The organism is Bradyrhizobium sp. 4 (assembly GCF_023100905.1).
GTDB lineage: Bacteria > Pseudomonadota > Alphaproteobacteria > Rhizobiales > Xanthobacteraceae > Bradyrhizobium.
The window spans coordinates 7,471,338-7,485,363 of sequence record NZ_CP064686.1 but is presented as its reverse complement, the minus strand read 5'-3'; the positions used below and the strand labels follow the sequence as shown (position 1 = coordinate 7,485,363).

Annotated in this window: 13 protein-coding genes; 4 read left to right on the top strand and 9 right to left on the bottom strand. The window is 64.5% G+C overall.

Annotated elements, in window-relative coordinates; genetic code table 11:
- Positions 1-3: 3 nt before the first annotated feature.
- Both IVB45_RS35840 and IVB45_RS35835 read right to left on the bottom strand, forming a co-directional pair.
- Positions 4-696, bottom strand: coding sequence for a DUF1345 domain-containing protein (locus tag IVB45_RS35840; RefSeq protein ID WP_027566020.1), 693 nt, complete (start codon positions 694-696; stop codon positions 4-6).
- Positions 697-703: 7 nt separating this feature from the next.
- Positions 704-1,627, bottom strand: a complete 924-nt coding sequence (locus IVB45_RS35835) for a polyprenyl synthetase family protein (RefSeq protein ID WP_027566019.1) — start codon at positions 1,625-1,627, stop codon at positions 704-706.
- 160 nt (positions 1,628-1,787) lie between these two features.
- On the opposite strand from IVB45_RS35835, the gene mtgA reads away from it, so the two are divergent.
- The 3 genes from mtgA (at position 1,788) to IVB45_RS35820 (ending at position 3,589) form a co-directional block, all read left to right on the top strand.
- Positions 1,788-2,462, top strand: a complete 675-nt coding sequence (gene mtgA, locus IVB45_RS35830) for a monofunctional biosynthetic peptidoglycan transglycosylase (protein ID WP_027566018.1) — start codon at positions 1,788-1,790, stop codon at positions 2,460-2,462.
- A gap of 169 nt (positions 2,463-2,631) precedes the next feature.
- On the top strand, positions 2,632-2,814 hold the full coding sequence (gene rpmF / locus IVB45_RS35825) for a 50S ribosomal protein L32 (protein ID WP_007598106.1): 183 nt from the start codon (positions 2,632-2,634) through the stop codon (positions 2,812-2,814).
- Positions 2,815-2,956: 142 nt separating this feature from the next.
- Positions 2,957-3,589 (top strand): hypothetical protein, encoded by a 633-nt coding sequence (locus IVB45_RS35820; protein ID WP_247357519.1) that lies wholly within the window; start codon positions 2,957-2,959, stop codon positions 3,587-3,589.
- Here the strand turns inward: IVB45_RS35820 and IVB45_RS35815 are convergent, their stop codons facing one another.
- Positions 3,590-3,850: a hypothetical protein gene (locus IVB45_RS35815; protein ID WP_247285467.1), complete on the bottom strand. Its 261-nt coding sequence runs from the start codon at positions 3,848-3,850 to the stop codon at positions 3,590-3,592.
- A 221-nt stretch (positions 3,851-4,071) separates the two neighbouring features.
- Here IVB45_RS35815 and IVB45_RS35810 point away from each other — a divergent pair, with 221 nt between their 5' ends.
- Positions 4,072-5,766, top strand: a complete 1,695-nt coding sequence (locus tag IVB45_RS35810; RefSeq protein ID WP_247357520.1) for a bifunctional diguanylate cyclase/phosphodiesterase — start codon at positions 4,072-4,074, stop codon at positions 5,764-5,766.
- Between the two features lie 17 nt (positions 5,767-5,783).
- Here the strand turns inward: IVB45_RS35810 and IVB45_RS35805 are convergent, their stop codons facing one another.
- The 6 genes from IVB45_RS35805 to IVB45_RS35780 all read right to left on the bottom strand — a co-directional run bounded on the left by IVB45_RS35805 (position 5,784) and on the right by IVB45_RS35780 (position 14,022).
- Positions 5,784-7,292 carry a tripartite tricarboxylate transporter permease gene (locus tag IVB45_RS35805; RefSeq protein ID WP_247357521.1) on the bottom strand — a complete coding sequence of 503 codons (1,509 nt, stop codon included), beginning with the start codon at positions 7,290-7,292 and terminating at the stop codon, positions 5,784-5,786.
- 4 nt (positions 7,293-7,296) lie between these two features.
- Entirely contained in the window at positions 7,297-7,782 is a 486-nt protein-coding gene (locus IVB45_RS35800) for a tripartite tricarboxylate transporter TctB family protein (RefSeq protein WP_027566013.1), read from the bottom strand.
- Between the two features lie 82 nt (positions 7,783-7,864).
- Positions 7,865-8,842: a tripartite tricarboxylate transporter substrate binding protein gene (locus tag IVB45_RS35795; protein WP_247357522.1), complete on the bottom strand. Its 978-nt coding sequence runs from the start codon at positions 8,840-8,842 to the stop codon at positions 7,865-7,867.
- 193 nt (positions 8,843-9,035) lie between these two features.
- Entirely contained in the window at positions 9,036-11,903 is a 2,868-nt protein-coding gene (locus tag IVB45_RS35790) for a PAS-domain containing protein (protein WP_247357523.1), read from the bottom strand.
- Positions 11,904-12,128: 225 nt separating this feature from the next.
- Positions 12,129-13,004 (bottom strand): acyl-CoA acyltransferase, encoded by an 876-nt coding sequence (locus IVB45_RS35785; protein WP_247357524.1) that lies wholly within the window; start codon positions 13,002-13,004, stop codon positions 12,129-12,131.
- Between the two features lie 37 nt (positions 13,005-13,041).
- Positions 13,042-14,022, bottom strand: a complete 981-nt coding sequence (locus tag IVB45_RS35780; RefSeq protein ID WP_247357525.1) for an amino acid--[acyl-carrier-protein] ligase — start codon at positions 14,020-14,022, stop codon at positions 13,042-13,044.
- Positions 14,023-14,026: the final 4 nt, after the last annotated feature.

Genomic DNA, 14,026 nt, shown 5'->3' with positions numbered 1-14,026 from the left:
AGTTCAAGTTGAGATCGCGCTGGCCGCGATGTTGACGGTCAGCGCCAGCAAGGCCGTGTTGTAGATGAATGAGACGATGCCGTGCGCGGTGGCGGTGCGGCGGATGGTCTTGTCGGAGATGCCGACATCGGAGACCTGGGCGGTCATGCCGATCACGAACGAGAAGTAGACGAAGTCCCAATAATCCGCGTGGTCTTCCTTGTCGCCGCTGGGAAACTGAAGGCCGCCCGGCGTGGCGTGCCGGTAATAATCATGCGCGTAATGCAGCGCGAAGATCGTGTGCACGGCGGCCCATGACAATACGATAGTGGTGATTGCGATGCTCAGCTCCAGGACGCCGCGATGCGGCGTTCCAAGCTCGGAGACGATCGCGGCGATGCTGGCGAAGGCGCCGATCGCCGTCACCAGCAGGATCACGAAGCGACCGTCGTCCTGCATCGCTGCGGCGCGGCGGATGTGCTGGTGGTCGTTGCACAGCATCATCGCGTAGACCAGCACCAGATAAACGGCGATCAACGCATCCCAGCCGAACAGAAGCCGCGTGACCAGCCGGTGCGAACCCGGGATGAGCAGGCAGACGAGAATACCAACGGCAAGCGACATGAACGTCCGCGGACGCGCATAAATCAGCCGCATCGGCCGCGACATCTTGCGAAAGCGGGCGAGGGCGGGGTCTTCCTTGTTGCCGCCCGCCATCGCGCTATCAGCTCTTCCGTTCGGCCACGAACCGCGCAGCCGCTTGCAGCACGGCGGCGCGATCGCCGAAAATCGATACCGCGCTGTCGGCGCGCGCGAGCAGGTCGCGCACGCGCTGCTTGGCGCCTTCGATGCCGAGCTGGGTGACAAAGGTGGTCTTGCCGAGAGCTGCATCGGCGCCGGCAGGCTTGCCGAGCGCGGCGGCATCGCCTTCGACGTCGAGCAGATCGTCGGCGATCTGGAAGGCTTCACCGAGCGCGCGGCCGTAATCGTCGAGCGCCTGATATTCCTTTTGCGAGGCCTGGCCGAGGATCGCGCCGGCGATGCAGCCGTAGCGCAGCAGCGCGCCGGTCTTCATCTGCTGAATGCGGGCGACGTCGATCGGCTCGTTGCCGCCAAAGCGGCCTTCGCCGGCAAGGTCGAGAATCTGGCCGCCGACCATGCCGCCGATGCCGGCGCAGCGCGCCAGTGCGCGGGTCAGCAAAAGCCTGACATTGGCGTCGCGATGAATCTCGTCGCGGGTGATGATGTCGAAGGCGAGCGTCAGGAGGCCGTCACCGGCGAGGATCGCGGTCGCGTCGTCGGTCTTCTTGTGCAAGGTCGGACGGCCGCGGCGCAGGTCCGAATTGTCCATCGCCGGCAGATCGTCGTGGATCAGCGAGTAGCAGTGGATGCATTCGAGCGCCGCACCGACGAGCAGCGCGGCTTCGCGCGGCACGCCGAACACGGCCGCGCTCTCGACCACCAGGAAGGGCCGCAGGCGCTTGCCGCCGTTGAGGCTCGAATAGCGCATTGCGTCCATCAGTCGCTTGGGCCGGGCGATCTCATCGGGCAGGATGTCGTCCGACAGCAGGCGCCCGAGCAGCGCCTCGGTGTCATCAGCGGTCTTGTCCAGACGTTTGGCGAAATCGGACGGGGACGTGCCGGTCATCAAGAAGGGCTCCAGAACTAAAATTCGGCGGGACAATCCTTTATGCGCCCGCCTCAGTCAATCGTTTGGAAGGCCTAAAAAGTGCTGGAAAAGGCCCGAATTATCACAGACTTAATGCCGGGCCCGTGGCCGCGTTTCGTTCTGCGCCGGAAAGGTTGATTTGCGCGTCGTCAAAATCCTTCTCCTGGTGCTCGCGGTCGCGGTTCTCGCGCCCTATGTCGTCGCGCCGTTCTACCGCGCCGGCCATCCCGTTTCGACGCTGATGATCTGGCGCTCGCTTCGGGGTGCGCCGATGCAGCGGGAATGGATCGATCTGGCGGCGATGTCGCCCTCGCTGCCACGCTCGGTGGTGGCGGCCGAGGACGCCCATTTCTGCAAGCATCACGGTATCGACTGGGGGGCGCTGCGTGAGGCGGTCGACGATGCCCGGGAGGACGGCACCCCGTTCCGGGGCGCTTCCACCATCACCCAGCAGGTGGCGAAAAACCTGTTCCTCTGGCAGGGGCGGGACTTCGTCCGCAAGGCGCTGGAATTCCCGCTGGCGCTGTGGATCGATCTCGTGCTGCCCAAGGCACGGATCCTGGAGATTTACCTCAACATCGCTGAGCTGGGACCACAGGGCCAGTTTGGGGCCGAGGCGGGCAGCGCCTATGCCTTCGGCAAATCGGCGGCGAACCTCTCCCCCCGGGAGGCGGCACTTCTGGCCTCGATCCTGCCGAATCCGGTCAAACGCAGCGCAAGGACGCCGGGACCGGGTGTCCGGCGACTGGCCGGGACCTATGTGGCGAGGGCGCAGGCGAGCTCGCTTTCGACCTGCTGGCGGGAGAATCGCTGATTTCCGGTCCTTTTCGGGCGCATTTTCCGGCCCAGAGCCCTAGATTTAAGGCAGGCCTTCCTCTATAAGCCCGGCCTTGACCGGCATTCAGCTCGCCTCGGTTTGCGGGTGCTGAGCCGTCCCCTCGCGGACGATGCCCTGATGACACCAATCCCTAGAGGATACTGAAATGGCCGTTCCGAGAAGAAAAACCTCGCCGTCGCGCCGCGGCATGCGCCGCTCGGCCGACGCCATCAAGAAGCCGACCTATGTGGAAGACAAGGACTCCGGCGAGCTCCGTCGTCCGCATCATCTCGATCTCAAGACCGGCATGTACAAGGGCCGTCAGGTCCTGAAGAAGAAAGAGTCCTGAATTCAGGACCTTTCCCAGGCAGGATGATTTCGCCTGCCTGATTTCGGCCAATCCATGAGATATGACAGTGACGGCGGCGGAGCGAATGCTTCGCCGCCGCATTGTCCTGTCTGGATTTCTTGATCGAGAAGGCATTTCGCCGATGGTCGGTTTCCCGCTGCTCCTGATCCCGCTTGCGGTCTACAACATCATCGCCTTCCTGATGCCCAGCGTGTCCTTTACGGACGTGCTGTTCAGGGTGCCGATGATCACGGGCGAGGCCTGGCCGGTCACGCTTGCCGACGTGATGCTCGCGCTAGGTGTCGTGCTGCTGCTGCTCGAGGTGGTCAAGGGCGCGCGGCCCGGGTCGAAATTCCTGATGGATCATTTGCTGTCGCTGATTGTGTTCGGCGCGGCTGCGGCCGAATTCGTGATGTGGCCCAAATTCGGCAACTCCACCTATTTCCTTCTGGTGCTGCTGGCGATGGCCGATTTCCTCGGCGGCATCGCCCAGCGCACCCGCCGCCGCGTCGCTTATGTCGCCGAAACGACAGTGCCGGCGCCTCGCAAGGCCAAGCGCCAGGCCGAGACGCCGGCGGATGAAGGGACGTTCGAGCCCAAGTTCGAGCCGGTCGTTGCGCCGCCCGCATCCGCGCCTTCCGCGCAATCGGTCGCCGAATCCGTACTGATGGATCATCCCGCGCCGAAGCCTGTGAGTACGCCCTCGCCGGAAATTCCCTCGCCGCATTTGCAGCCGGGCAACGGCACCCAGCCGTCTCCCGACGCGCCGCGCTGATCAAGCCACCTGGCGCGTGCGCGCGGTCACGCTCGGAAGCGGGCGCTTGCTGCCATAGGCGACCTGCGCATCCTCGGAAGACACGCGGCGAAGTCGGCTCGCCTGGGGCAGGTGCTCGGCATTGGCGATGAGCTGGGCGACGAAGCTCGGATCGGGGCGCGGCAGCGGTGCCTTGTGGACCCACTGCAAAACCGGCATCAGCGGCACCACAGCCGAGCCTGTGCCGTTGTCCGCCACGTCCACTTGATCAGTACTCAACATCGCGATCACCGTTGACCCGGCTTGGATTGTCGCGTTTCGAGACGCTGGCGCCGGTGCGTGTGATGTACTCGCAAGGCCTATGCCGGACGGGCCGGTTTGGTTCCTGCACGAGAACAAACGTGGTTTCCAAATTGTTTATCAACTTTGCCTAGGGTCAATGGCGAATCTGGCTTTATCCTGTGCCGACTCAGGACTCCCCGCTGTCCCGAAACGAGGCGATTTTGACCCCCGCATTGCCGCAAGCCTCCGACATCCTGGCTGCCCTTGGCCAGGCCGTGTTCGCCTGGGACATCGCCAGCGATGCCATCGTCTGGGGTGAGCAGGTCGGCGCCATCTTCCCCGGGATTCCCACCGAACGGCTGGCCACCGGCGCCGAATTCGCAAAGCTGATCGAGCCCGCGCAATCGCTGCGGACCGCCGCGCTGGCGCAGACCTCAGCCGTGCATGGCGCCGACGGCACGCCCTATCGGGTCGAGTACGGCGTGCGCATGAGCGCCGCCGATCCCATGGTCTGGATCGAGGAGACCGGCCGGTGGTTCGCCGGCCCCGACGGCCGCCCCGTGCGTGCGATCGGCTCCGTCCGCATCAACAATGAACGTCATGCCCGCGACGAGGAACTGACGAAGCTCGCCCGGCTTGATCCGCTGACCGGCGAGCTCAATCGCTCGCATCTGATCGCCGCGCTGGCCGAGGCCATCGAGGAGACGACCCGTTTCCGCTCGACCGCGGCCTTCATGCTGGTCGGCATCGATCATCTCGCGCGTGTCAACGAAGCCTTCGGCTTCGACGTTGCCGACGCCGTGATCCTCGACGTCGCCACGCGCATTCGCGCGCGCTTGCGCGGGGGCGACGTGCTCGGCCGCTTCTCCGGCAACAAGTTCGGCCTGATCCTGAAGAACTGCACCGTCGACGACATGAACGTCGCCGCCGAGCGCTTCCTCGCCGGCATCCGCGACGAGGTGGTGCCGACCAAATCCGGCCCGGTGTCGGTCACCGCCTCGATCGGCGCGGTCAGCGTGCCGCGCTATGCCCGCAACACCGATGAAGCGGTCAATCGCGCCCACGAGACCCTGGACACCGCGAAACAACGCCGCGTCGGCTCGTTCGCCGCCTGGCGCCCGGATGCCGCGCGCGACGCCCAGCGCCGCGTCAACATCCGCGTCACCGACGAGATCGTCACGGCGCTGAACGAGCGCCGCATCAAGCTCGCCTATGAGCCGGTGGTTGCTGCTCTCTCGCGCGAGTGCTCTTTTCACGAATGCCTGGTGCGGATGGACCAGGGCGACGGCCAGGTGCTGCTCGCGCCCGATATCGTGCCGGTCGCGGAACGGCTCGGCCTGATCCGCCTGGTCGATCACCGCGTGCTCGAGCTCGTGGTCGCCGAGCTCGCCGCCGCGCCCGACATCTGCCTCAGCCTCAACATCTCCCCGGACACCACCATGGACCCGGATTGGTGGGCAGGAATCGAATCGCTGATGCGTGCCCATCCCGGCGTCGCCGAGCGGCTGATCGTCGAGATCACCGAAACCGTCGCGATCCAGGACATCGACGATGTGCGCGGCTTCGTCACCCGGCTGAAGAATTTCGGCAGCCGCATCGCCATCGACGATTTCGGCGCCGGCTACACTTCGTTCCGCAATCTGCGCAAGCTCGGCGTGGACATCGTGAAGATCGACGGCGCGTTCGTGCAGAACATCACTCGCTCCGCCGACGACCGCGCCTTCGTGCAGACCTTGATCGACCTCGCCCGCCGCCTCAACATCAAGACGGTGGCCGAATGGGTGCAGGACGAAGAAGCTGCGAACATGCTGCGCGACTGGGGCTGCGACTACATCCAGGGCCGCCTGATCGGGCTCGCCTCAGCCGACCGCCCCTGGGGCGCGCCGCCGGACAGCGCGCTGCCCGCGGCAAGCTGAGACACCCTGCCAAACCCTCATGCCCCCTCATCCAGCGCCACGAGCTCGCGCTTCTTGCGCAAGGCGGGCAATAACGGCGCTATCAGCAGCACCAGCGCGAGCGCCAGACACGCTGCCGAGATCGGGCGCTGCACGAAGGTCCAGAGGTCGCCCTGCGACAGGATCAGCGACTTGCGCAGATTGTTCTCCATCATCGGTCCCAGCACGAACGCCAGCACCAGCGGCGCGGGCTCGAAGCCGAGCTTGCGCATGAAATAACCGATGATCCCGAACGCGATCATCACATAGACGTCGAACACATTGTTGCTCGAGCAGTAGACGCCTAGGATCGTGAACAGGATGATCAGCGGGAACAGGATGTTGTAGGGCAGCTTGAGCAGCTGCACCCAAATGCCGATCAGCGGCAAATTGAGGATCAGCAGCATGACGTTGCCGATATACATGCTGGCGACGATGCCCCAGAACAGGCCGGGGTTCTGCGTGATCAGCAGCGGCCCCGGTTGCAGGCCATGGATGACGAAGGCGCCGAGCAGTAACGCCATTACCACGTTCGGGGGAATGCCCAAGGTCATCAGCGGAATGAAAGCGCCGCCGGCCGCCGCGTTGTTGGCGGATTCGGGACCCGCTACGCCCTCGATCGCGCCATGGCCGAAACGCTCCGGCGTTTTCGACAGCCGCTTCTCCAGGGCATAGGACGCGAACGAGGCGACCACGGCGCCGCCGCCCGGGAGAATGCCGAGCAGGAAGCCGAGGAACGTGCCACGCGCCACCGGGCCGGCGCTCGCTTGCCAATCGGCCTTATTGGGCAACAGCTGCGTGATCTTGGCGTTGATGATATCGCGCTTGATTGCTTGCTCGGTATTGAGCAGCACCTCGGCGACGCCGAACAGGCCCATCACGACGGGCACGAGTCCGATGCCGTCGATCAGCTCCATGCGGCCGAACGTCAGCCGCGGCTGCGCCGTGATGCTGTCGAGGCCGATCAGTCCGAGCACGACGCCGATACATGCCATCAGGAGCGCCTTCGGCATCGATCCCTGAGTGAGGAACGTGAGCACGATGAGGCCGAGCACCATCAGGCTAAAATATTCGGCAGGGCCAAACGCGATGGCGATGTTGGCGAGCCGAGGTGCCACCAGCATCAGCGCAACGAGCGAAAATGTGCCGGCGATGAAGGAGTCGAAGGCGGAGATGCCCAGCGCAGGGCCGGCACGGCCCTGCTTCGCCATCTGGTGGCCGTCAATACAGGTCACGACTGAAGCCGCCTCGCCCGGGATATTGACCAGGATCGAAGTGGTCGAGCCACCATACATCGAGCCGTAATAGATCCCCGCCATCATGATGATGCCGGATTCCGGCGTTCCTGACAGTGTCACCGGAAGCAACAGAGACATCGCCGAGATCGGCCCGATGCCTGGCAGTACGCCGACCAGCGTACCGATGAAGACGCCGATGAAACAGTAGAGCAGGTTGATCGGCAGGAGCGCGACGCCAAACCCGTGCGCGACGTTGACGAGCGTATCCATGCGATCAACCGATCCCGAACAGGCCCGAGGGTAGTTGGATCAGCAGCAGCCGCTTGAGTACCCACCACATTCCGAGCGGCACCAGCGCGGCGATCGGGATCGCCAGCGTCCAACGGACGGGATCGATCAAGCGCAGCAAAAGCAACATGAGCGGAATCGATGACAGCAGGAATCCCAGCGGCTCGAGGGCAAAGGAGAACGCAGTGAGGCAGGCGATGACGAGAAGCGGCTTGCTCCAGCTCACATTGTCCCAGCGCGAAGCCAGCGTCGGCCCGCCCTCGGTGATGGCCGAGATGATAATGCTGGCCGCGAACACGCACATCAGGATGCCCGTGTAGAACAGTACGTAGCCGGAGCCGGGATCGTTGATGGTGCCGAGCTTGAGCCTAACGCCCTGCCAGATCACGAAGCCGCCCAGCGCGAGCCCGATCAAGCCGCCCCAGAGTTCGGAGTTGTTGAAACGGAGTTTGACGGTGGTTTGGTCGTTCATCGATACCCTCTCGGTCGTGCCCCGGACGCTACGCAGCGCGACGCGGTGTGCTGCAGATCCGGGACACGAAAGTGGCTCAATCCTACTTCTTCGCAAGCCCGAGCGTGTCGATCACCTTGCGCTCTGACTCCGTGACCTCGACGACGAACTTTTTGTAGTCCTCGGTATTCTTGTAGCTCGGCACCATGTCGTATTTGGCGAGCGTGGCGATCACCGCGGGGTCCTCGACCGCCTTCTTGAAGGCGTCGTGCAGCTTGGCGACGATCTTGGGATCCATGCCTTTGGGGCCTGCGATGCCGAACGGGGAATCATAGACCATGGGGTAGCCGAGCTCCTTCAGCGTAGGCGCGTCAGGATAATTCGGCGATCGCGCGCCGGTCCACACCATGAGAAGCTTCAGCTTGCCGGCGTCAACCAAGGGCCGCCAACCGGTGGAGTCGGCCTGCAGCATGGTGTGTTGGCCGAGTACCGCGGCGTTGGTCTCTGCCCCGCCCTTGAACGGCACCTGCGTGAGCTTGATGCTGGACATCGCGGCGATTTGCTCCATGCCGATGTGAAGCGAGGTGCCTGTGCCCGGCGTCGCGTAGGTCACCTTGCCCGGATTTGCCTTCGCGAACTCGACCACGTCTTTCCAGGACTTGAACTGCGACTCGGCGCTGGTCGTTACGCCGAAGGTGTAGCCGGTGAGGTGAACGATATAGGTGAAGTCCTTCGCCGGATCCCAGGACACCTCCTGCATTAGGGGCAGGCGGAAGACGGTGATCGGAAGCTGTGAGATGGTGTAGCCGTCCGGCTTCGCAGCCGCGGCCATGGTGGCAGGTCCAACAGTGCCGCCGCCGCCGGCCTTGTTGTCGATCACGATCGGCTGCCCCAGGACCTTAGACGCACTGTCGGCGATCGCGCGCATCGAGATGTCGGTCGATCCGCCGGCGGGCCATGGCACGATCAGCGTCACCGGTTTGGTGGGATAATCCTGCGCACCGGCGGCGGTTGCGAGCAGCGCGCTCACAACGGCATGCATGGCGGCAAAGGCGGTTGTCTTCAGCCCGTATCGCGACATCGAAACTCCTCCCTCGCGGTGGCCTGGTTCGGGCCGCCGTTTCTCATTGTTATGACGGGATTGTCCCCGAATTCATGGGAGAAGAAAAGCGCATTGCGCGGGCGCGATACGGTGATCCCGCCGAAAAGCGCACGTGCGACAATTGGTCGTTTGAAGGCGTGCCGAGATACGGAATTTGGCTTCGGTGGGGCCCTTACGCCACGCGGCGTACTGCGCTCAGCGTCTCGATCACGCGTCCGACCTCCGCGGCCGGGGAGGGCTTGCCGAAATAATATCCCTGCACGGCGGTGCAGCCGCATTCGCGGACGAAGTCGAGTTGTTCAATCGTCTCCACACCCTCCGCCGTGGTCTCGACGCCGAGCACCGAGCCGAGGCTGGCGATGGTGCGGACGATCGCCACACTCTCCGGGCTTTCACTGATCGTGCCGACGAAGGAGCGGTCGATCTTGATACGATCGAACGGAAATCTGCGCAAATAGCTCAGCGAAGAATAGCCGACGCCGAAATCGTCGAGGCTGACGCGCACCCCCAACGCGCGGAGTTGGTGCAGGATCTCGATCGTCGATTCACTGTCGTCGAGCAGCGCCGTCTCGGTGAGTTCGAGCTCGAGCCGATGCGGTGGCAGGCCGGCCTCCGCAAGCGCGCTCGTCACCATCGTCACCAGCCCGCGCGAGCGGAATTGCACCGGCGACAGGTTCACGGCGACGGTGAGATCGGGCCATGTCGCGGCGGTCGCGCAGGCCGTGCGCAGCACCCACTCGCCGATCGGAACGATCAGGCCGTTCTCTTCCGCAATCGGAATGAATTCCGCCGGTGAGACGAGGCCGCGCGAGGGATGTTTCCAGCGCAGCAGCGCCTCGAAGCCGGTAAGTTCGGTGGTGTCGAGCCGCACCTGCGGCTGGAATGCCAGGTGGAATTCACGGGCCTCCAGCGCGCCGCGCAGATCGTGCTCGAGCGCGTGCCGGCTGCGAGCCTCTTTCTCCATTTCGGGCTCGAACAGCTGATAGGCGCCGCGCCCCTTGGCCTTGGCCTGGTACAGCGCGAGGTCGGCGCATTTCATCAGCTCGTCGGCGTCGAGCCCATGATCGGGCGCGATTGCGATGCCGACGGAGACGCCAACATGCATCGACTGGTGCTCCAGCGGCGGCGGGTGACCGATGATCTCGACCAGGCGGCGCGCGAGCCTTTCCGCCGATTGCGGCTGCGGCCCGCGCTGGAGAACTGCGAACTCGTCGCCACCGAGCCGCGCGACGGTGTCGTGCTCGCCGACATTCTCCTTCAGCTGCGCCGCGACCCAGCGCAACAGCCGGTCGCCGGCCGCGTGGCCGAGGCGATCGTTGACGGTCTTGAAATTGTCGAGGTCGAAGCACAGCACGGCCATCGCGCCGCCGGCGATCGCGACCTGGTTCAGTCCCTCGCCCATCTTCTCGCGGAACAGAGTGCGATTGGGCAGGTCGGTGAGTGAATCGTGCCGCGCCATGTGCGCCACGCGGGCCTGGGCCTTGTGGCGTTCGGTGACATCCTCATAGGTGACGACCCAGCCGCCATGCTCCATTCGCTTGTGATTGAGCTTGATGATGCGGCCGTCGCCCAAATAGCGGTGCAGTGTGTGCTCGCCCTCGCGCAGCCTCTCGACATAGTCGGCATAGAGCCGCGCGGCGGTGGTGTTTGGATGGATGCCGAGCTCGCAGCTGTGCTCCATGATCTCGCGCATCGACACACCCGGCTTCACCAATTCGGGTGACAATCCGTACATCTCGATGTAGCGCCGATTGCAGACGATGACGCGCAAGCTCGAATCGAGCATACATAGGCCCTGGCTCATGTTGTTCAGGGCCGCGTCGAAGCGCCGATACTGCTCGCTCAGCTCCTCGACTGCGTGCTCGCGCTCGGTGATGTCCTCGTAGGTGGCCACAAAACCACCCTCGGCCAGAGCGCAATAGCGCACCGAGATCGTGGTATCGTTCGACATCCGCCGGCGTATCGGCGAGGAGTTGCGGTCGGCGATCCTTGCGCTGGCGGCTTCCAGGAGTTGTTGCGGGCTATACTCGGAAGAGAACGCGCCGTTTGCCATCGAGCGTTCGATCAGTTCGCCGAGATGCGTGCCCGGCGTGGCTTCCTCCGGCGAGAGCCGATAGATCTTCCGGTAGGTGGTGTTGCAGACGCGCAGGCGCATCTCGCTGTCGTAGAAGGCGAGCCCGTGCGCCATGTTCTCCAGCGCCGCATCGAGCATGAAGTTCTGCTGCCTCAGCATCTCCTCGTATTGCAGCCGCTCGGTGACGTCTTCGTGCACCGTCACCCAGCCGCCGTCGGGCAGAAAACGGGAAGCCACCTGCACCATCCGGCCGTCATAGCGCATCACCAGCAGGTTTTTCGCTTTCCTGGTGCGCACGTCCTCCAGCCTGGTGTCGTGGAATTCGTCGGCCGACATCCCCGGCAGGTTGCCGCGCGACATCCAATGCTCGATGACCGTGTCGTGCGAGACGCCCGGCTTCACGATGTCCGGGTCGAGATTGTAGAGGCTCAGGAAGCGATCGTTGCAGACGACGACGCGACTGTCGGCATCGTACATGATCAACCCGTGCGACATGTTGGCGAGCGCGTGCTGGCTGCGCTCGGTCTGCACGCGCAGTTCCGCTTCGACCCGGGCGAGGCGGCTGACGTCGTCGCAGATCGTCATCCAGCCGCCGCCGGGAAGCGGTTTTAGCTCGAGCGCCATGACCAGGCCGCTCGCGAGCGTCTGCTGAGTCCGGAACGGCTGGCCGGCTGCGATCCGCGCCATGCGGGCGGCATAGAGTGCGTCGACTTCCCCCGCAGGGATGTTGCCGAGGGCCACGCTGTGGGCGAGCACGTCACGGTAGCTCGTGCCGACCCGCACGATTTCGGCCGACATGTTGAACAGGCTGAGGTAGCGCTGATTGACCAGCACGATCCGGTTGCCGGCATCGTAGACGCAGACGCCTTGCTCCATGTGGTCGAGCGCAAGCTGGCTCAGCCCGACCAGGGCCTTCGGGCCCTGCTCGCGGCGTGCATCAAGCTCGTTGTCGCGGATCGACGTCATGGGGCGGCGGGGTCTCGGCGGGCAATAGAACTTAACGCGATGTAATTCAGTCGCCGAGGCTAGCGAAGAGGCGGGAAAATTCCCTTAAGCGCCGTAGTTTACGGAGGGTGACCGGCGATGCAGGGATGCCGCCAATGTGAAGGGGAGCAAGGTACCGTCGCGCCGGTCGACCTGCGCAATTGCGCGTTAGGCCCGGATGACATCGAATGTCCGGCCCAAACGGGCCTACGGCCCGTACAGCACGAGTTCCGTATCCGTGAGATCGGCGAGCTGCGGCCGGTGTGGGCCCTTGAAATATTTGCGGCCGCGACGCTCGGTGTAGATGCCGACGAGGCCGGGAACCGGGCCGTTGGAATCGACGGCGACCGCGATCTTGCCGAGCCGCAGCAGCAGCCGGCCGATGCGGCCTGCGCATTCGGTGTATTCGGCCGCGTTGCGGCAGTAGATCAGCTTCATCGCGGGCGGCGCGATGATGCCACGGCGGATGCGCACCGGTTGCAGGATGAAGGGGAACGTTCCCTTCGGCGTGCGGCAGACCAGGCTGAGGCAATTGTAGCGCGCATGCCGCGTCAAGAGATCGGTCTCGGCATCGGAAAGCCCGTCGATCGTCTTGGCGTGCTGCGAGATGACCTCGATCTTGCTCCAGCGTGGGACGCGCGCGAGCGCTGGCACCGAGAAGAAGATGCCACGGCAATAGGCGCGAAAGCCCTGCGTCTCGATGATCGGCCAGGTCCACGGCGCCGGGCTGATGTTGAGATAGGTGACGTCCTTGTGGCGCTGCGCGATCTTGGTCAGGAGCGGGGCGTAGTTGCGGTAGGCCGGGTCGACATACCAGCTCGACAAATTGCACTGGATGGCGGTCTCATCGCCGTCCCTCCGCGCCGTGTAGATCAGCAGCAGCACGCCGACCGGCGTGCCGTCGTTGTCGAGCATATAGCCGAAGCGCGGATAGCCTTCCGGTACCGGTCGGAAGGCCTGCCGGCGCAGGCCCTGGATCCAGTAGCCGCGCGAGCGGCCGACGAAGCCGCGCGTCAGCAAGTCCGCGACCGCATCGACGTCGGACTCGGTGATCTCGCGGCATCGGACCTTGGTATGGATCACGCTCGTCTTTCCCGTGGAAATGGCCGGCCTCGTTCCGTTAGCGCCAGCCTTCGCCGTGGGCATCGGCCGCGATCTGCGGCTGCAGGCCCATGATCTCCCGCACCTTGGCGGGCCAGGCGGAAGGATCGGTGCCGTGGGTGTGGAACATGGCGACAGCCAGGCGGTCCATGCCGAAGGCGACGCAGCCGGTGTGGGCCGGCTCGCCATTGGCGTCCTTGATGTCCCAGGTCGTGCCGAAATGCTCGCGGTGATAATTGAAGCTCATGCAGGCCGTCGGCTGCTCTTCCGAGCGCAGCGGGATCAGCAGTTCGAACTTGAGCTGCTGCTGCTTTTGGCTCACCGCCTTCATCTGACCGACGCGGCCGAAGAACGGATCGCTGGCATAATCGACGCGGAAGGTGAGACCGAGATCGGTCGCAATCGCCTGCGCGCGCACCATCCAGCGCTCGCGGAAATCGGCTACGTCGTCGGGGTTGCCGATGCAGACATATTCCCGCATCCGGAACGATTGCAGCCGGTCGAGATGTTTTGACGGCTCGCGGCGGAAGCAGTCGGCGGCGACGTCGAAGCGCAGGCCGCCCTTCGGCAACTGGCCGCGGCTCGCCGCGATCGGATAGACGGGATAGCAGGCCGCCGGCGACAGCACGAGGTCTGCCGGCGAGAGCGAGCTGGTCCAGTCACCGCCGGCATCGAAGCGGCTGACCGCGGCGTTGATCTCGCGCTCGGTGCCGTGCAGGCCGCAGACGCAACCGAGCAGGTTCGGAAAGCTCTTGAGGTAGCCGGACTTCTCGAGCTGTGAACGGCTCATCACCGGCGGGAAGCGCATCACTTCGGTGCCCGCCTCGCGATGGCTCGTAATGAGTGCGGCGAGCCGCTCGACGATGCCCTCATAAAGCGCGGTGCGGGCGTAGACGCCGTCCGAGCCCATCGGATGAAAGAGCTTGTCGGCGAGATGATCGAGCGGATCCGCGATTTGCGGGGCGGTCTCGGGCGAATTGGGGAGGACGGCAATGTTCATGATT

Bases quoted from the DNA above. Each gene is read 5' to 3' on its own strand.
- IVB45_RS35800 (WP_027566013.1), bottom strand. From the start codon at position 7,782: ATGAACGACCAAACCACCGTCAAACTCCGTTTCAACAACTCCGAACTC.
- IVB45_RS35805 (WP_247357521.1), bottom strand. From the start codon at position 7,292: ATGGATACGCTCGTCAACGTCGCGCACGGGTTTGGCGTCGCGCTCCTG.
- IVB45_RS35840 (WP_027566020.1), bottom strand. From the start codon at position 696: ATGGCGGGCGGCAACAAGGAAGACCCCGCCCTCGCCCGCTTTCGCAAG.
- IVB45_RS35795 (WP_247357522.1), bottom strand. From the start codon at position 8,842: ATGTCGCGATACGGGCTGAAGACAACCGCCTTTGCCGCCATGCATGCC.
- IVB45_RS35820 (WP_247357519.1), top strand. From the start codon at position 2,957: ATGGTCGGTTTCCCGCTGCTCCTGATCCCGCTTGCGGTCTACAACATC.
- rpmF (WP_007598106.1), top strand. From the start codon at position 2,632: ATGGCCGTTCCGAGAAGAAAAACCTCGCCGTCGCGCCGCGGCATGCGC.
- IVB45_RS35780 (WP_247357525.1), bottom strand. From the start codon at position 14,022: ATGAACATTGCCGTCCTCCCCAATTCGCCCGAGACCGCCCCGCAAATC.
- IVB45_RS35835 (WP_027566019.1), bottom strand. From the start codon at position 1,627: ATGACCGGCACGTCCCCGTCCGATTTCGCCAAACGTCTGGACAAGACC.
- IVB45_RS35790 (WP_247357523.1), bottom strand. From the start codon at position 11,903: ATGACGTCGATCCGCGACAACGAGCTTGATGCACGCCGCGAGCAGGGC.
- IVB45_RS35815 (WP_247285467.1), bottom strand. From the start codon at position 3,850: ATGTTGAGTACTGATCAAGTGGACGTGGCGGACAACGGCACAGGCTCG.